A 17,628-nucleotide genomic window follows, 5' to 3' on the forward strand; every position below is an offset into this window, starting at 1 on the left:
CCCGCCCCGCCGCTGGGCAATTGGCTAGTGCGCCTGGCTCACCGACGACATGTAGAAGTCCGGGATGCGCAGCGACGGCATCGCCGCCCGGGTGGCCCAATCTCCCCACTCCCGCGGCAGGGTCTTCTCGCTGACCCCGGCCTCGGTGGCCCGCCGCAGCAGGCCCAGCGGGCTCTCGTTGAAGCGGAAGTTGTTGACGGCCGCGGTCACCTCGCCGTCTTCGACCAGGTATACGCCGTCGCGGGTCAGGCCCGTGAGCAGCAGGGTGGTCGGGTCGACCACCCGCATGTACCACAGCGTGGTCAGCAGCAGGCCGCGCTCGGTGCCCGCGATCATGTCGGCCAGCTCAGCCGACCCGCCCGTCATCACCAGGTTGTCGGCGGCCACGGCGACCTGGGCGTCGTATTTGGCGGCAATGGCCCGCGGATACGCCAGCGCGTTGATCACCCCGTCGCGGATCCAGTCCACCTGGCCGATCTCCATGCCGTTATCGAACACCGACACGGTCTCCGAGGAGTTGCTCGTCGCGACGAACGGCGTGCAGGCCAGGCCCGGCGCCATCGGATCGGAGAACAACGTCAGCGGCAGATCGGTGAGCCGCTCCCCTATCCGGGTCCCGCCCCCGGGGGCGGAGAAGGCGGTCCGGCCCTCGCGCGCGCCGCGGCCGGCCATCGACCAGCCCAGGTAGATCATCATGTCTGCCACCGTCGATGGGGGCATGAGCGTCTCGTAATGCCCCGCTGGCAATTCGACGGTCCGCTGCGCCCAACCGAGCCGCGTCGACAGTTGCTCGAGCAGCAGATCCGTTGGCACATCGACGAAATCGGGCGTGCCGACCCCCACCCAGGCGCTCGCGTCGCCACGCTTGCCGTTGATCTCCACCGCACCGGCGGGCTGGGTGAAGCGGCGGCGCAACCCGGTCGACGACGCCAGGAACGTCGTCGAAACACTATGGTGCGCATAGCCATACAAACGGTCGCTGCCCTTGAACCCGCGGCTCAGCGAGGCGGCGAGGTCGCCGAATATCTCCGGCCCTGTCCCCGGTGCGGGGGCATTCCAATCAGCCGGCACCCCGGTATCGGCGAGCAACGGCGCGGCATCGCCGGCCTCCGGCGCGGAGCGGGCCGCGTCCTGGGACGCCGCAACCAGCCCGGGGATCACCCGCGGATCCACTTCCGCGGAAACCATGGTGCCGACGCGCGTGCTGCTGCCGTCGCGCACAATCGAAATCACCGTCACGCTGCGGTTGACCGAAACCCCATTGGTGGTCATCGAATTGCCCGCCCAGCGCAACGTCGCCTCGACGCGGTCGGTGACCAGAACCATGGTCTCGTTGGCGCCGCCGAGTTTCGCCGCCTCGTCCAAAACGATGTTGACGACGTGCTGCGCTGAAATCATCGGCCACCCTCTGTACGGGTGTTGAGCACGTTGACGCCCCGGAACAACGCCGACGGGCAGCCGTGGCTGACGGCGGCGATCTGTCCGGGCTGGGCCTTGCCGCAGTTGAGCGCGCCGCCCAGCCGCCAGGTGGACGCGCCGCCCACGGCTTCCATGGAATTCCAGAAGTCGATGGTGGTCGCCTGATAGGCGACATCGCGCAACTGGCCGTCCAGGCGGCCGTCGCGAATCCGGAAGAACCGTTGCCCGGTGAACTGAAAGTTGTAGCGCTGCATGTCGATCGACCACGACTTGTCGCCGACGATGTAGATGCCGTCCTCGACCCGGCCGATCAAATCGGCGGTGCTGGTGTCGTCGGGGCCGGGCTGCAGCGACACGTTGGCCATCCGCTGGATCGGCACGTGGTGCGGCGAATCGGCATACGAGCAGCCGTTGGAGCGCTGCTGCCCCAGCCTCGGCGCGAACACCCGGTCGAGTTGATAGCCGACGAACACCCCGTCGCGCACCAGATCCCAGCTTTGCGCGGCCACGCCCTCGTCGTCGTAACCAATTGTGGCCAAGCCGAATTCGACGGTGCGGTCGGCGGTCACGTTCATCACTGGCGACCCGTAGCGCATGGTGCCAAGCTTGTCGGGGGTGGCGAACGACGTTCCGGCGTAGGCGGCCTCGTAGCCGATCGCGCGGTCGTATTCGGTGGCGTGCCCGATGGATTCGTGAATCGTCAGCCACAGGTTGGTCGGGTCGATCACCAGGTCGTTGCGGCCCGGGGTAACGCTGGGCGCCTTGACCTTCTCGGCCAGCAGCGACGGCAGCTGCGCGAGCTCGTCGGTCCAGTTCCACACGTCGTCGCCGGCCACCACCTCCCAGCCCCGGCCCATCGGCGGCACCAGCGTGCGCATCGAGTCGAAACTGCCCGCGGCCGCATCAACGGTCACCGCTTCCAGCGACGGCTGCAGCCGCACCCGCTGCTGGGTGATCGACGACCCGAAGGTATCGGCGTAGAACGTCTGCTCCTTGACCGCGGTCAACCCGGCCGACACGTGGTCGATGCCGTCGGCGTCCAGCAGCCGCCCGGAGTAATCCTCGAGCACGGCGATCTTGTCGGCGGCCGGGATGTCGAACGGATCGATCCGGTAGTTCGACACGTAGGTGGCGTCGGCGTAGACCGGCTCCGGCGCGAGCTCGACGCGCTCGGTGTTCAGCGTCGCCAGCGTGGTGGCGACATGCACGGCACGGCGCGCGGTCTCGGCGGCGACCGACGGCGCCAACTCGGCATGCGAGGCGAATCCCCAGGTGCCGTCGACGATCACGCGCACCGCGAGGCCCACCTCTCGGCTGATGACCGCGGTCTCCAGCTCGCCGTCACGCAGCTGGACGATCTCGGTACTGATGCGGTGAACCCGCAGGTCGGCGTGGCTGGCCCCGGCCTTGGTGGCCGCCGACAGCGCGGCGTCGGCCAGCTCGTGGCGCGGCAGGTCCAGGAAGTCGGCATCGATCCCCCGGTTCGGTGTCACGAATCCACCGTAACGACCCGCTTTAATACACCCATGGCCGACGCGCCCCGCCGATCCACTCCGCTGGGTTATGCCCTGCTGGCGCCCAGCCTGTTCGGGGTCGTCGCGTTCTTGCTACTGCCCATCCTCGTGGTGATCTGGCTGAGCCTGTACCGCTGGGACCTGCTCGGCCCGCTGCGCTACGTGGGCCTGGCCAACTGGCGCGCGGTGCTGGCCGACGCCGACTTCGGCAACTCGCTGATCGTCACCGCCGTCTTCGTGGCGATCGTCGTTCCCGCGCAGACCGTGCTGGGGCTGGCCGCCGCCACGATGCTGGCTCGCGAGTTGCCGGGCACCGGCCTGTTTCGCACCCTCTACGTGCTGCCGTGGATCTGCGCGCCGCTGGCCATCGCCGTGTTGTGGCGCTGGATCCTGGCTCCCACCGACGGCGCCGTCAGCGCCGTGCTCGGGCACAGCATCGGCTGGCTGTCGGATCCCAGCTTTGCGCTGCCGCTGGTGTCGGCGGTGGTCGTGTGGACCAACGTCGGCTACGTCTCGCTGTCCTTTCTCGCGGGGCTGCTGGCGATCCCAGCCGACATCTACGCCGCCGCACGCACCGACGGCGCCACCGCCTGGCAGCGGTTCTGGCGCATCACGCTGCCCATGCTGAGGCCGACGATGTTTTTCGTCCTGGTGACCGGGATCGTCAGCAGCGCACAGGTTTTCGACACCGTCTACGCGCTGACCGGCGGCGGTCCGGAACTCCGCACCGACCTGGTGGCCCACCGCATCTACGCCGAGGCGTTCGGCTCGGCGGCGATCGGCCGGGCGTCGGTCATGGCGGTGGTGCTGTTCGTCATCCTGGTCGGCGTCACGGCCGTCCAGCACTTGTACTTCCGGCGGCGGATCAGCTATGACCTCACCTAGTCGCCTCTCCAACGGCGTGATCTACGCGAGCCTCGCACTCGGTGCGCTGATCACGTTGGCGCCCTTCGCGCTTGGGTTGCTGACATCGTTCACGTCGGCCCACCAATTCGCGACGGGCACACCGCTGCAGTGGCCGCGGCCACCGACGCTGGCCAACTATGCCGACCTGGCCGGCGCCGGGTTCGGCCGGGCGGCGGCGGTGACCGCGTTGATGACGGCGGTGATTCTGGTTGGCCAACTGACGTTTTCGGTGCTGGCTGCCTACGCGTTTGCTCGGCTGCAGTTTCCCGGGCGCGACGCGCTGTTCTGGGTCTACATCGCGACGCTGATGGTGCCGGGCACCGTCACGGTAGTCCCGATGTACCTGATGATGGCGCAGCTCGGTCTGCGCAACACGTTCTGGGCGTTGGTGTTGCCGTTCATGTTCGGCTCGCCCTACGCGATTTTCCTGCTGCGCGAGCATTTTCGGATCATTCCGAGCGACTTGATCAACGCCGCGCGCCTCGACGGCGCCACCACGTTGGACGTGATCGTGCACGTGGTGATTCCGTCCAGCCGTCCGGTCCTGGCCGCCCTGACGCTGATCACCGTGGTGTCGCAATGGAATAACTTCATGTGGCCGTTGGTGATCACCAGTGGCCACAAGTGGCGGGTGCTGACGGTGGCTACGGCCGACCTGCAGTCGCGTTTCAACTCGCAGTGGACGCTGGTGATGGCCGCGACCACGATCGCGATCGCGCCGTTGATCGTGCTATTCGTGATCTTCCAGCGGCATATCGTCGCGTCGATCGTCGTGTCGGGGCTCAAGTGACCCGGACTCGCGCCGAGATTGCCGCCATGGCTGCGATTTTCACGAATTTACGACCACCACGGCAATCTGGGCGCACGCGATGACCCGTCCTCGGTTCTCCACGATGGTTGCGGGAGCGATCGCCCTCGTCGCGGCGTTGTTGGCCGCGACGGCGATGCTGCTGGATTATTCCGGCGACCCGCACGGCAGCAAGATCGTTGTGACGGTGCGGGTCTGGGGCGATCAGATCGGTACGGCATATCGGCAATCGTTCGAGGCATTCACCCGCGCGCATCCCGATATCCAGGTGCACCTCAACACGGTCGCCTACTCGACGTACTTCAACACCCTGCGCACCGACGTGGCCGGCGGCAGCGCCGACGACATCTTCTGGGTGTCCAACGCCTATCTGGCCGCGTATGCCGACAGCGACCGGCTGCTGGACATCGGCAAGACGCTCGGCCCGGGCGCCGCGTCGGCGTGGGAGCCGGCCGTGGTCGATCAATTCACCCGCGGCGGGGCGCTGTGGGGTGTGCCGCAGCTGACCGACGCCGGCATCGCCGTGTTCTACAACGCGGACCTGCTTGCGGCCGCGGGGGTTGACCCCGCCCAGCTGAACGGCGCGCGGTGGAGTCCCTACGGCGACGACACGTTGCGGCCATTGCTGTCCCGGCTCACCTTCGACGCGGATGGACATGCCGCGGGCACACCGGGTTTCGACGCCGGGCGGGTACGTCAGTGGGGGTACAACGCCGCCAACGACGCTCAGGCCATCTACCTCAACTACATCGGGTCGGCGGGCGGGGTATTTCAGCGCGGCGACGAGTTCGCATTCGACAACCCCGCCGCGATCAAGGCCTTCCGCTACCTGGTCCGCCTGATCAACGACGACCACGTCGCCCCGCCCGCCTCGGACACCAACGACAACGGTGACTTCTCCCGCAACCAGTTTCTTGCCGGCAGGATGGCGCTGTTTCAGTCCGGCACCTACAACCTGGCAGCGGTGGCCCGCGATGCCCGGTTCCACTGGGGTGTGGCGATGCTGCCGATCGGACCCGCCGGTCGGGTGAGCGTCACCAATGGCATTGCGGCGGCGGGCAACGCCGCGACCAAGCACCCAGATGCGGTGCGGCAGGTGCTGGCCTGGATGGGCAGCGGCGAGGGCAACGCGTATTTGGGCCGTCAGGGTGCTGCCATCCCTGCCGTGCTGTCCGCCCAACCGGTCTACTACTCCTATTGGGCCGCCCGCGGCGTCGATGTCACACCGTTCTTCACGGTGCTCGACGGGCCGCGCATTCCGGCCCCGGGTGGGGCGGGCTTCGCCGCCGGCGACACAGCGCTGCAAAGCTACTTCGACGAAATGTTCCTGGGCCGAGGCGATGTCGCGGATATTCTGCGACGGGCCCAACAGGCGGCCAACGCCGCCGCCCGCCGCTAGCCCGGCAGCACCACCACCGGCACCGTGCTCTCGCGGATGATCTTTCCGCTGCGCGATCCGAGGAAGACCCTGCGGATGTCGCCGCGCGGCGACGTGCCCAATGCCAGGACGTCGCCGTCCTGCCAGTCCACCTTCTCGAGCGCCTCGCTCCAGCTCTGGCCGGTCACCACGTCCAGCGCAACGTCCGCGTCTACGACGCCGTCGGTCTTCAGGTTTTCCTGAACGTCCCGCGCCTGCGCCGCCCACGCCTGCAGGATCGAATCCTCAACGTCCAGACCCACTTCGGGTGGATACATCGTCTTGCCGCGGACCGCGAACGTGATCACCCGTACCGGCAACCCCAACCGCCGCGCGAAGTCGACGCACCGCTGTACCACGTCAACCGAGTCCGGGGTGGCGGAGTAAGCACATGTGATCCGGGTCAATCCACCTGTGTACGAACGATATTCGCGGGGGCTGATCGCGACCGGCACCGGCGACACATGCAGCAGCCAGTCGGCGGTCGAGCCGATCACCACCTGGCCGCGCCCGCCGCTGGGCAATGACCCCAGCACCAGGACCTCGGGGTCGACGTCCGCGATCAGCTCGATCAATCCACCCGACACCGACCGGTGGGCACGGTGGGAGTAGGTGACCTCGAGCCCGTCGGCCACGCCGTGGAGATACCCCCTTGCCTCGGCCGCCGAGTCCGCGGCCAGTTGGTCAGCCCAGTGCTCGTATTCGGCGTCGACGCGGGCGAACGACGGTGTCGGCCACGGCTGGGGCACGATGGTCGCCACGGTCAGCGACGTCTCGAGCGTCCGCGCGGCGCGCACGGCCAGATACAACCCGGACAGGCCGACCTCGCCGGCCCGGTAGCCGACGACAACGGTCACAGCAGTTCCCTTGGCTCGTCTTCCGACGCGGCCGCGGTCGGGATGAGGTGGTCGCCGCCGTCGTTGAGCGCGCTGTGGTGACGACCCCAGACGAAGTAGAAGATCAACGCCACCGAGATCCAGCCGGTGAACGCGATCCAGGTGTACCAGTGCAGGCTGGCGAGGATGTACCCGCACGCCAGCACCGAAAGTACCGGCGTGACAGGGTAACCCGGCACTTTGAACGGGCGGGGCAGGTCGGGTGCGCGCACCCGCAGGATGATGACGCCGGCGGAGACGACGATGAACGCGGTGAGGGTGCCGATGGACACCATGTCCGCCAGTTTGTCGAGCGGTATGAAGGCCGCGAGCAGGGCCGCCGCGATCGCGACGATCACCGTGTTGTTCACCGGGGTCATCGTGCGGGTGTTGACCGTCGCGAACCGCGCTGGCAGCAGTCCGTCGCGGCCCATGGCGAACAGGATGCGGGTCTGGCCGTACATGGTGACCAGGGTGACGGTGAAGATCGAGATGACCGCGCCCGCGCACAGGATCGTGCTCGCCCACCTGCCGTGGGTGACGTTGTCGAGGATGGTGGCCAGGCCGGCGTTCTCCTGCGCGGCGAAATCCTGCCACGGCTGGGTGCCCAGCGCGGACAACGCGACGAGCACGTAGACGGTCGTGACGATCGCCAGCGCCGAGATCAGCGCGCGCGGCATGGTCTTCTGCGGGTTTCGCACTTCATCACCCGCCGTCGACACCGTGTCGAGGCCGATGAACGAAAAGAAGATCGTCCCCGCCGCCGAGCCGATGCCGGCGACACCGAACGGCGCGAAGTTCTGGAGGTGGTTGGCGTCGAAGGCGGTGAAGGCGATGATCACGAACATGGCCAGCACGCCGAGCTTGATCAGCACCATGATCGCGTTGACCCGAGCGGACTCGCTGGCGCCGCGGACCAGCAACAACGCACACATGCCGATCAGGACGATCGCCGGCAGATTGATGTAGCCCGGGTCCGAATCCCACGGCGCCGCCGACAACCCATGCGGCATCTGGAATCCGAAGCAGTTGTTCAGCAGCTTGTTGACGTAGCCGCTCCAGCCGACCGAGACCGCCGCGGTGGCCACGCCGTACTCCAGCAGCAGGCAGGCGGCCACACCCATCGCGACCGCCTCGCCCAGCGTGGTGTAGGCATACGAGTACGACGAACCGGAAACCGGTACGGCGGAAGCCAATTCGGCATAGCAGATGGCCGCGAGTCCGGCCGCGATGCCGGCGATGACGAACGAGACGATCACTCCCGGACCGGCTTCCGGCACGGCCTGCGAGAGCACGAAGAAAATGCCGGTGCCGATCGTCGAGCCGACGCCGAACATGGTCAGCTCGAACGTGCCGAAACTGCGCTTGAGGTGGTCCGCGGCCCCGTGCGCGACGGGAGCGCCGGTCACCGGGCGGCGGCGCAGCATCTGCTGTCTCAGGCCGATCGACGTGGCCGGCAATTGCGCCTCCTGATGTCGGATCAGCTGATTATGAGGCAGCCTCCGCCAGCGCAAAAGCAAATTGGTCGATCGCCCAGTCGATTTCCGGCTCGGTGATCACCAGGGGCGGCGCGAAGCGCAGCGTCGAGCCGTGGGTGTCTTTGACCAGCACCCCGCGCTCGGCCAACTGCAGGCTCATGCCCTTTCCGGTGGCCAGGGACGGTTCAATGTCGACGCCGGCCCACAATCCGAGGCCGCGCACCGCCAGCACACCGTCGCCGATCAGCGCCTCCAGGCGCCGGTGCAGGTGGGCGCCCAATTCGGCGGCGCGCGCCTGAAATTCCCCCGTCGCCAGCATGGACACGACTGTCGTGCCGATCGCGGCGGCCAACGGGTTGCCGCCGAACGTCGAGCCGTGCTCGCCGGGATGCAGCACGCCGAGGATTTCGCGGTCCGCGACCACCGCCGACAGCGGAATCACCCCGCCACCCAGGGCCTTACCGAGCAGGTAGATGTCCGGCACCACACCCCAGTGGTCGCAGGCGAACGTGTGGCCGGTGCGGGCCAGGCCCGACTGGATTTCGTCGGCGATCATCAGCACGTTGCGCTCGTCGCACAGCGCGCGCACGGCCGGAAGGTAGTCGTCGGGGGGGACGATGATCCCGGCCTCGCCCTGGATCGGCTCCAGTAGCACCGCGACGGTGTTGTCGTCGATCGCCCGTGCCAGCGCCGGGGCGTCGCCGAACGGCACGGAGCGGAATCCCGGTGTGAAGGGTCCGAAGCCGTCCCGAGCCGTCGGGTCGGACGAGAAGCTCACGATGCTGATCGTGCGGCCATGGAAATTGTTGTCGGCCACGATGATGTTGGCGTGACCGTTCGGAACGCCCTTGACGTCGGCGCCCCATTTGCGGGCGACTTTCAGACCGCTCTCGACCGCCTCGGCGCCCGAGTTCATCGGCAGCACCATGTCTTTGCCGCACAATTGGGCTAGCGCGGCGCAGAATCGTCCGAGGTTCTCGGAGTGGAACGCGCGGCTGACGAGCGTGACAGTGTCGAGTTGGGCGTGGGCCGTCGCGGTGATCTCCGGGTTGCGATGGCCGAAGTTGACCGCCGAATAGGCGGCCAGGCAATCCAGGTAGCGCCGGCCGTCGACGTCGGTGATCCAGGCGCCCTCGGCGCTGGCCGCCACCACGGGTAGCGGCGAATAGTTGTGCGCCGCATGCCTTTCGACCAGCTCGATCGCCGCGTCGGTTGCGGGCTCGGTGCGGGCGTCGAGGATCGTCATGGAAATACCTCCAACGTGCAGCACTTGACGGAACCGCCGCCCTTGAGCAGCTCGGAGAGATCGACGCCGACCGGCCCAAAGCCAGCTTCGCGCAGCTGAGCAGCGAAACCCGTTGCGGCAGAGGGAAGCACGACGTGCAGGCCGTCGGAAACGACGTTCAACCCGAGCACGAATGCGTCGGCGCTCCCGACCACAATTGCGTCGGGGAACAGCGCGCGCAGCTGCTCCTGCGCTGCCGTGCTAAACGCCGGCGGATAGAACGCAACGGTGTGGTCGTCGAGAACGGCGAGCGCGGTGTCGAGGTGATAGAACCGGGGATCGACCAGCTCGAGGGACACAACCGGCACGCCCAGCAGAGCCGAGATTTCGTCGTGGGCGCGCAGATCGGTGCGAAAGCCGTAGCCCGCCAACAGCATGTCGCCGACCATCAGCAGGTCGCCCTGCCCCTCGTTGACGTGACGGGTGGTCACGGGCCGATAGTCCATCGACGACATCCATTCGGCATAGGCCCTCGACTCGCCGGCGCGCTGTGCGTGTCGGAACCGGGCGACGACGGCGACGTCGCCGGCGATGAATCCGCCGTTCGCGGCGTAGACCATGTCCGGCAGCCCGGGAACGGGGTCGATCAAATGCACGCGGTGGCCCAGGTCGACGTACGTCTGGTAGAGCGCCCGCCACTGCGCTTGCGCGAGGTGGGCACCGACCGGTGCGTTGACATCCATCCACGGATTGATGGCGTACTCGACGGCGAAGAAGTCCGGCCGGGTCATCGCGTACCGGCGGGCCCGGGCCTTGCGGGTTGGCCTCGGAGGCGCGGGTGCCACGACGTATGAATCCGTCATAAATCAACGGTATTTGCGGTTCGTGTGACAAGCAAACGACGATTCTTGCGTGTCTATAGACGATTTATTGCGCTAGGATCGCACCTACGATGATTTGTTGCGTTGAGGAGTCGCATGGAACGTCTAAACGAGACCGATGAGCGCATCCTCTCCGAGCTCACCGAGAACGCGCGAGCCACCTTCGCCGAAATCGGGCAGAAGGTGAACCTGTCGGCGCCGGCGGTGAAGCGTCGCGTCGACCGGATGCTGGACGACGGCGTGATCAAGGGTTTCACCACCGTCATCGACCGCAATGCGCTCGGCTGGAACACGGAGGCGTTTGTGCAAGTGTTCTGCCACGGCACGATCGCGCCCGATCAGCTGCGGGCGGCCTGGGTCGATATGCCGGAGGTGGTCAGCGCCGCGACCGTGACCGGCACGTCGGATGCGATCTTGCACGTGCTGGCCCGCGACATGCGGCACCTGGAGACCGCCCTCGAGCGGATCCGGGCGAGCGCCGACATCGAACGCAGCGAAAGCATCGTGGTGCTGTCGAACCTCATCGACCGAATGCGGACCTGACGCCTACCCCCATGCGGGTGTAACGCCACGGCGAGATTCCGGTCGAATTTTCGCCATGGCGTTACGCTCGCGAACGCACCCGCCGAACCAGCCGCCGCAGCCTGGACGGAGCCGGGCTCGGCGGTCGACGAGACGCATAGGGCCACGGCTGATTTCGTTCGGGGACGGAACTGGCGCGGACGTGTTTCAGCTGTGCCCGCAGGTGCTGACGCAACTCGTGCAGGCCCGGGTCCGTCCACCGGTTGACGGCTTCGATCTGATCGTCGGTCAAGTCGTAGAGCTCCCACTGGTCATCCAGCGGCGACGTCCGATAGGCCTCTCCCCCAAGTCCATTGGCCGCAAGGTGACGCACGCCGGGTTCGGTCCAGGTGCCCGGGTCGTCGAAGGTGCGGACCAGCTTCCACAGATGCCCGCCGCCCCCGGTCGCCGTCGCCTCGTCCACGCGGAGGACCAGTCCCTCGAAATTGGAGGCGGTGTGCGCGGGGATTCGGATGCGCAGGGGCGCGGGCGGATTGACGGTGCGCTTCAGGCGGCGCGCCAGGCCCGATGCGCCGCTGTCGCCCTCGAGCATGTTGTCGCGGGTCATCAGGTAGACGGCTCGGCCGTCATCGGCGGGTGCGCCGTCGACGATCGGCATGAGATTCCGGCCCGGCAGTGGGTGCACTTCCGAGAACGTCTGAGCCAACGACGCGGCCACCGCCGCGATATCCACACCGGCGGCTGCGAGCAGCGTCGGGACCAGGTCGACATGCGACGTCGGCGCCGTGATCACCCGAGGCGACGTCGAGCCCGCGCCGATCCGGGCGATGACGAACGGAACGCGCGTCGCCTCGTCGTAGAGGTTGAACCATTTCTGGTGCAGCCCGCCGTGGGCGCCGAGCAGATCGCCGTGATCGGCGGTCCGCACCAAAACCGCGTTGTCCGAACCACCTTCGGTGACGGCCCGTCTCACACGGTCGATCGGCGCGTCCACCTCCGCGTGCAGCCGGTAGTACAGGTCGCGGTAGCGCTGGGCGTTGCGGTCGTAGGTCCAATTGATCGCGGGCGCCGGGCCGTAGCCGGAGTAGTAGGCCTCGCGGAACGCGATCTGGGCGGCGGGCTTGGTCGACAGGTCCTCGTCGGCGGTGGGCGCCGCGGGCACCGGGGGTGGATCCAACGGTGACGGCTTGACCGGGCCGCGGCGCGACCACGTCGGGAAAAGCACGATGTCGTGGGGATTGACGAAGCTGGCGACGAGCAGGAAGGGACGCTGCGCGGCGGGGTCGCCGGCGCGACGGCGCGCATAGCGATCGGTGAGCCAAGCGACCACCCGCTCGGCGATCAGGGGATCGCGGCGAATGCCGGCATTGGCCAGCAGTGCGCCGTGCGGTTCCGGGCCCACCCAGCCGGAGAATCCGAACGGGCCCAGTGGATCTGCGTCCAGGTAGCGCTGCACCGCCACCGGATCGACGATGCCGTCGTCGTCGTTGGTGGCCAGCGCGCGGCCGGTCGAGGAATCGATCAGATCGGCGTGCGAGATGTGCCACTTGCCGTCGTAGTGCGTGTCGTAGCCGGCCGCGCGGAACCAGTTCCCCAGTGTCGGCACCTCGCCCTGGCGCAGCCAACGCATGCGCGAATCGTCGGCCGTCTTCCCGATGCCGTCGGTCTGGGTGACCCCGTGGAGGTCGGGGAAGTGCCCGGTGAAAATCGTTGGGCGGCTGGGCACGCAGGCCAGAGAGCCGGTGTAGTGCCGGGCGAAACTGACGCCGTGACTTTCGAACCACTTGCGGCCTGTCAGGGTTCGGTCGCGCCAGGCGAGCACGCCGCGATCCTCGTACGGCGGAACCGCGCGCTCCTCGTCGGTCATCACGATCACGATGTCGGGGCGATCAGACACGGGCGTTCTCCAATCGGTTCGCGAGCCCGGCGAGCATCGCGTCGGACTGTCGTGCGAGGAAGCGACACAGCGCGCGTTCGGCCAGCTGCTGCGGTGGGCGGGAGCCGATTTCGACCATGCTGGTCAGGGTCACGACGGTCGAATCGCCCCCGGCCGCCAGCGTCCAGCGGTTAGTCACCCTGCGCAGGCGCCGGGGCAGGCCTTCGATGTCGTAGGCGAGTGTGTGCGGCGGGTCGAACTCGGTGATGCGCTCGACGAGGGCGTCGCGTTTGACCTGAACTCGCCGTGCGGTCCCGACTCGCGCGCCGTCGGGACCGGAGGACAGAATGCACGAGTGGTCGACGTTATCGGCCCACGAAGCGATCGAGCCGAAATCGGCCAGGACATCCCAGACTTCGTGCACACGGGCCGCGATCGCGCGGACGCTTTGAGCCTCGGCCACTTTCACGCTCAGTACGGCGAATGCATCATCGTCTCGAGCGCCACCGCCGCCCCGCCGGCCGCGATGGTGATGGCGATCGTCACCCAGTCGGCCAGCTTCGGCCGGACCGGACGGGCGGAGAGCTGACCGGTGCCGCCGCGCGCGGTGATCGCGTCGCCCATCTCGTCACCGCGCCGCAGGGTCACGGTGATGGCGGCGGCCATCAGGTCGATCAGCTCCAGGGCATGTCGCCGACGACGGGCCTTGCGGCTCTTCGGTATTCGTTTCGGGCGCAGCCGGCGCGCGGCGTAGAGGATCTGGAATTCGTCGATCAGCATCGGGAACGCGCGCAGCGCGAGCGCCAACGCCACCGCCCATTCGTCGACCGGGATCCGGAAGATCTTCAGCGGTCGGCCCAACGTCGCCAACGCGGGGCCGATTTCGGCGACGTTGGTGGTCCAGGACACCAGCGCGCCCAGCCCAAGCAACACGATCGACAGCGCAGTGATCCGCAGGAAGTTCAACGCCCCGCCGAGCGCGATCTCGAGGCCGGCAATCGAGATCTTCGGGCTACCACCGGACAGGGCGGCCGTGATGAAGCCCAACGCGAGAGCGATCCACAGCCACCGTGGTATCGACGGCAGCACGCCGCGCGGAATGCGTGCGATCCGAAGCGCCGCGACCACCAACGCCGCCGAAATCCCGATCGTCACCCAGCCCGGGTAGAACGTCAATAGCACCGAAAGACCAAAAACGACAAGCAGTTTGGTCCCTGCCCACAGATCGTGGATGGCCGAACGTCCGGGCACCGGGATCAGCAGCACCACCGGGCGAGAGGGGCGACGGGTTGCGCCGCCCGCCGTTGCCGTCGTCGAAGTCGTCGTCACGCGATGCCCCCCGCCGCGGTCGGCATCGGCTCGACGGTGCCCTCGCGCAGATGCAGGGTGCGCGGGCACAGCTCCTCCAGCCCGGCGAAGTCGTGTGAAATCACCACGACTGTCAGGCCCCGGTCGTGGCGCAGGTCTTCCAGCAGCCGCAGCAGGCCGCGCTGGCTGGCGGCGTCCAAACCCGCCAGCGGCTCGTCGAGGATCAAGGCGCGCGGCGAACACGCCAGCAGCCCGGCCAGCACGACACGGCGCATCTGGCCACCGCTGAGCTGGTCGATGCCCCGCTTAGCGAGCGTGGGATCGAGCCCGACAACGCCCAAAGCGGTTGCGACCCGATCTTGGTCGAGGTGCGAAAAGCCCGCTGCCGAAGCCACTTCCAGGTCTACGCGGCTGCGCATCAACTGCAGCCTGGCCGCTTGGAACGACAACGCCACCGCGCCGACCTGCTCGTGGGTGGGCTTGCCGTCGATGAGGCAGGCGCCGGCCGTGGGGATGGTCAGGCCGGCCATGATCCACGCCAGCGTCGACTTACCCGACCCGTTGCCGCCATGGATGAGGACACCGTCTCCTTGCTCCACCACGAAGTTGACGTCGCGCAGCGCGGTCTTGGCCCAGGGGGTGCCGCTGCCGTATTCGTGGCCGACGCCGATGAGTTCGATGACCGGCGTGTGCGGCCGGTGGTAGTCCACCGGGACAACGGGTGTCGGCGCGGCCGAGGTCTCGACCATGCCGGTGTTATCCGGCGAATCGCTGAGATCGATCCTGCGGTCCGCGGAATCGGCCTCGTTGTTGTAATGCGTGATGTGCACCAGCGCCGTGCGGTGCCGCGCGGTGAGGCCGGAGAGCACACCCAACAACGCGTCTCGGCCCTGCTGGTCGACCATGGTGGTGACCTCGTCGGCGATCAGCAGTGCCGGCTCCCGGGCCAGCGCCGCGGCGAGCGCCAGGCGCTGCAGTTCGCCGCCGGACAGGCTTCCGGTGTCGCGCTCGGCGAGTGCCTCGAGGCCGACCTCGCTGAGCAATCGGTTCACGTCGATTTCGGTGCCCGGCGGCAAGCCCCACACCACGTCGTCGGCCACCCGGGTGCCCAGGACCTGGCTTTCGGGGTGCTGCAAAACGAGGGCCGTGCCGCCGAGCTCGCCCAGACCCACCGCGCCCGGTCGCTCCACGCTGCCCGACGTCGGTGGGCGGCCAGCCAGGATCAGCATCAGCGTGGTCTTCCCGGAGCCGTTGGCCCCGGTGATGGCCACGTGCTCCCCAACCTTCAGGTCCAGGCTGATCTCGCGCAGCGCGTCTTGGCCGGCGCCGGGGTAACGGAAGCGCACCCGATCCAGCCGCACGGGAACCGGTCCGACCGATGCGTCGCCCTCACCTCCGTCCCACGCCTCCAATTTGTGCACATCGGGCAGGCCGCGCATCCGCTCCAGCAGACGGGAGAGCGCCCACCAGCCGATCAACGACACGACCATGATTCCGAGGCCGTAGTAGGCCACCATCCACCACTGCCAGTAGCCCAATGCCCAGGAGAAATACCGCATCAGCGCATCGGCGGGCCGCTGCAGATGCACGCGTCCCAGGAAGGACGCGACCCCGTGCACGTTCGAGGTCATCACGTCGAAAATCAGGTGCCGCAACCGGGTCATGACGGTCAGCGCGCCGACCGACAGCACGCCGAAGGCGACCCCCGCGATCAACGACGAGACGACCACCGTGAATGTGCCCCGGCCCCTGCGCTTGACGACTCCGGTCAGCCCGCCGATGTAGGCACAGTGGATGACCGTCATCAAACCGCCCAACCCGGCGATCAGGAAGGCGATCATCCCGGCGGCAACCGTCGCCGCGAGCAACACCCGCAGCCGATAACGGTAGGCGAGCAGCCCGGTGGGCACGGTGCCCAGCAAGGCCAATCCCGCCGCGAACGGGATGACGACGGAAATGATTGCGATGACCGCACACAGCGCGCCCATGACCGAGGCTTGCGCCAATTCGACCGGACGCAGCGACCCACCCCGACGGCCTACCCGGGGAGATCTCGGAACGGTCACCCTAACGATTCTGCCAGGCCGCGACGCCAAGTCCGCGCAGCACACAGACGGATATCAGGGTGTCCACGGTTCCGCTCGCTTAGCAAAGCTATGCAACGATGTAGGTATGAATGCATCCGCCGCCAACCACACCGATGTCGTTGACGCCGCAAACACCGATCCCCAGCCTGGCCTGGGAGCAGACCTGCTCGCCGTCGTCGCGCGCCTCAATCGCCTGGCCACCCAGCGCATCCAAATGCCGTTGCCCGCCGCGCAGGCCAGGCTGCTGGCCACCATCGAAGTAAACGGAGAAGCCCGCATCGGCGATCTGGCCGCCGTCGACCACTGCTCGCAGCCCACGATGACCACGCAGGTGCGCCGCCTCGAGGACGCCGGCCTGGTCACCCGAACCGTCGACCCCGGGGATGCCCGGGCGGTCCGCATTCGCATCACGAATGAGGGATTGCGCACGCTCAACGCCGTGCGGGCCGACCGCGCGGCCGCGATCGAACCGCAACTGGCCCTGCTCGAGCCGTCCGACCGCCAGGTGCTGTCCGATGCGGTCGACGTGTTGCGCCGACTACTCGACAATGCGGCGGCCGCGCCGCGTCGGAACACCCTGTGATCGGCTTGATCGGCGCCGGGTGGATCGCCGACCCGCAACGGGTAGACACTGGATCAATCCCCGATTGGTCTGAAGACAAGATCAATTCCGTCTGACCGGCGACGAAAGGTGGCGTTCGATGCGGCCCGAGGCTTCCGCCGTGCCAGCCTCCCCGCTCACCGTATGGGTCGGATCGATGCGGTACGTCTTCCCGCCGGGCCGCGACGTGGTCGTGGGCTACGGCGCCGGGGCCGACATTCCGCTGGAGCAACTCGGGGGGCCCCCGCCGCAGGCGCCTCGCCCGGAGGTTCTGCTGCGGTTCCTGGGCACGCACTGGGTGGCCATCGACAAGAGCCGCAGCGGCATCTTCAGCAACGGGTTCCGGGTGCCGGCCGTCGATATCCACGACGGGCAGGCGATCACGCTCGGTGATCCGCAGCACGGTCCCCGGCTGGTTTTTCAGATCGCGCCGCCGGTCGCGCCGCCGGGCGGGCCGTCGGGGCCGCATCAGGGCCCGGCCCACCCACCGCCTGCCCCGACACAGCGCGACACCGGACCCATGCGGATACCCACCCACTCGCACGAGGTTGAGCAACCTCCGCAGCCGGCGCCGCCGCCGGTTCGGCCGTTCGCGCCGCCGGTGCCACCCGTCGGGCCGGCCGCCGCGCCCGCGCGGAAGCCGAACGGGCCGAGCTGATCGGCATGCTCGTCGACCTCGGCCTGACCGAGAAAACCGCCCAGCTCGCCACC

At 68.0% G+C, this 17,628-nt stretch carries 16 protein-coding genes; 6 read left to right on the forward strand and 10 right to left on the reverse strand.

Annotated features, from left to right (window positions below):
• Positions 1-24: 24 nt before the first annotated feature.
• Together A5747_RS04310 and A5747_RS04315 are read right to left on the reverse strand one after the other, a co-directional pair.
• On the reverse strand, positions 25-1,398 hold the full coding sequence (locus A5747_RS04310; protein WP_076122404.1) for a metallopeptidase TldD-related protein: 1,374 nt from the start codon (positions 1,396-1,398) through the stop codon (positions 25-27).
• A complete protein-coding gene (locus A5747_RS04315; RefSeq protein ID WP_076122405.1) occupies positions 1,395-2,912 on the reverse strand; it encodes a TldD/PmbA family protein in 1,518 nt (505 codons plus the stop codon). Before A5747_RS04315 ends, A5747_RS04310 begins: the two co-directional genes overlap by 4 nt.
• 33 nt (positions 2,913-2,945) lie before the next feature.
• On the opposite strand from A5747_RS04315, the gene A5747_RS04320 reads away from it, so the two are divergent.
• The 3 genes from A5747_RS04320 (at position 2,946) to A5747_RS04330 (ending at position 6,046) form a co-directional block, all read left to right on the forward strand.
• The gene (locus A5747_RS04320; protein WP_076122406.1) at positions 2,946-3,818 is read left to right on the forward strand and encodes a carbohydrate ABC transporter permease; all 873 of its coding nucleotides are present in this window, start codon (positions 2,946-2,948) and stop codon (positions 3,816-3,818) included.
• Positions 3,805-4,629: a carbohydrate ABC transporter permease gene (locus A5747_RS04325; RefSeq protein WP_076122407.1), complete on the forward strand. Its 825-nt coding sequence runs from the start codon at positions 3,805-3,807 to the stop codon at positions 4,627-4,629. Before A5747_RS04320 ends, A5747_RS04325 begins: the two co-directional genes overlap by 14 nt.
• Before the next feature lie 79 nt (positions 4,630-4,708).
• Positions 4,709-6,046 carry an extracellular solute-binding protein gene (locus A5747_RS04330; RefSeq protein WP_076122408.1) on the forward strand — a complete coding sequence of 446 codons (1,338 nt, stop codon included), beginning with the start codon at positions 4,709-4,711 and terminating at the stop codon, positions 6,044-6,046.
• On the opposite strand, the gene A5747_RS04335 is transcribed toward A5747_RS04330, so the two are convergent.
• From A5747_RS04335 to ddaH, 4 genes are read right to left on the reverse strand one after another with little or no spacing between them, the layout of a single operon-like run.
• Positions 6,043-6,921 carry a universal stress protein gene (locus tag A5747_RS04335; protein WP_076122409.1) on the reverse strand — a complete coding sequence of 293 codons (879 nt, stop codon included), beginning with the start codon at positions 6,919-6,921 and terminating at the stop codon, positions 6,043-6,045. The two genes, A5747_RS04330 and A5747_RS04335, sit on opposite strands and share 4 nt — an antisense overlap.
• A complete protein-coding gene (locus A5747_RS04340; protein WP_083700121.1) occupies positions 6,918-8,399 on the reverse strand; it encodes an amino acid permease in 1,482 nt (493 codons plus the stop codon). Before A5747_RS04340 ends, A5747_RS04335 begins: the two co-directional genes overlap by 4 nt.
• A gap of 28 nt (positions 8,400-8,427) precedes the next feature.
• A complete protein-coding gene (gene rocD, locus A5747_RS04345; RefSeq protein ID WP_076122410.1) occupies positions 8,428-9,663 on the reverse strand; it encodes an ornithine--oxo-acid transaminase in 1,236 nt (411 codons plus the stop codon).
• Complete coding sequence (gene ddaH, locus A5747_RS04350) at positions 9,660-10,505, reverse strand: dimethylargininase (RefSeq protein ID WP_076122411.1); 846 nt, start codon at positions 10,503-10,505, stop codon at positions 9,660-9,662. The genes rocD and ddaH overlap by 4 nt, the downstream gene beginning before the upstream one ends.
• 114 nt (positions 10,506-10,619) lie before the next feature.
• Between ddaH and A5747_RS04355 the strand changes: the two genes are divergently transcribed.
• Positions 10,620-11,066: an Lrp/AsnC family transcriptional regulator gene (locus tag A5747_RS04355; RefSeq protein ID WP_076122412.1), complete on the forward strand. Its 447-nt coding sequence runs from the start codon at positions 10,620-10,622 to the stop codon at positions 11,064-11,066.
• 61 nt (positions 11,067-11,127) lie between these two features.
• On the opposite strand, the gene A5747_RS04360 is transcribed toward A5747_RS04355, so the two are convergent.
• The 4 genes from A5747_RS04360 to A5747_RS04375 are packed head-to-tail and all read right to left on the reverse strand — an operon-like array spanning position 11,128 to position 16,295.
• A complete protein-coding gene (locus A5747_RS04360) occupies positions 11,128-12,942 on the reverse strand; it encodes a sulfatase-like hydrolase/transferase (RefSeq protein WP_076122413.1) in 1,815 nt (604 codons plus the stop codon).
• On the reverse strand, positions 12,935-13,384 hold the full coding sequence (locus A5747_RS04365; RefSeq protein ID WP_076122449.1) for an SRPBCC family protein: 450 nt from the start codon (positions 13,382-13,384) through the stop codon (positions 12,935-12,937). Before A5747_RS04365 ends, A5747_RS04360 begins: the two co-directional genes overlap by 8 nt.
• A gap of 8 nt (positions 13,385-13,392) precedes the next feature.
• Entirely contained in the window at positions 13,393-14,250 is an 858-nt protein-coding gene (locus A5747_RS04370) for a CbiQ family ECF transporter T component (RefSeq protein WP_076122414.1), read from the reverse strand.
• Positions 14,247-16,295: a DUF2232 domain-containing protein gene (locus tag A5747_RS04375; protein WP_083700102.1), complete on the reverse strand. Its 2,049-nt coding sequence runs from the start codon at positions 16,293-16,295 to the stop codon at positions 14,247-14,249. Before A5747_RS04375 ends, A5747_RS04370 begins: the two co-directional genes overlap by 4 nt.
• 106 nt (positions 16,296-16,401) lie before the next feature.
• On the opposite strand from A5747_RS04375, the gene A5747_RS04380 reads away from it, so the two are divergent.
• A complete protein-coding gene (locus tag A5747_RS04380; RefSeq protein ID WP_076122416.1) occupies positions 16,402-16,899 on the forward strand; it encodes a MarR family winged helix-turn-helix transcriptional regulator in 498 nt (165 codons plus the stop codon).
• A gap of 139 nt (positions 16,900-17,038) precedes the next feature.
• Positions 17,039-17,575 carry a hypothetical protein gene (locus A5747_RS04385; RefSeq protein WP_076122417.1) on the forward strand — a complete coding sequence of 179 codons (537 nt, stop codon included), beginning with the start codon at positions 17,039-17,041 and terminating at the stop codon, positions 17,573-17,575.
• Positions 17,576-17,628 lie beyond the last annotated feature (53 nt).

This window comes from Mycobacterium sp. IS-836, from assembly GCF_001954275.1.
GTDB lineage: Bacteria > Actinomycetota > Actinomycetes > Mycobacteriales > Mycobacteriaceae > Mycobacterium.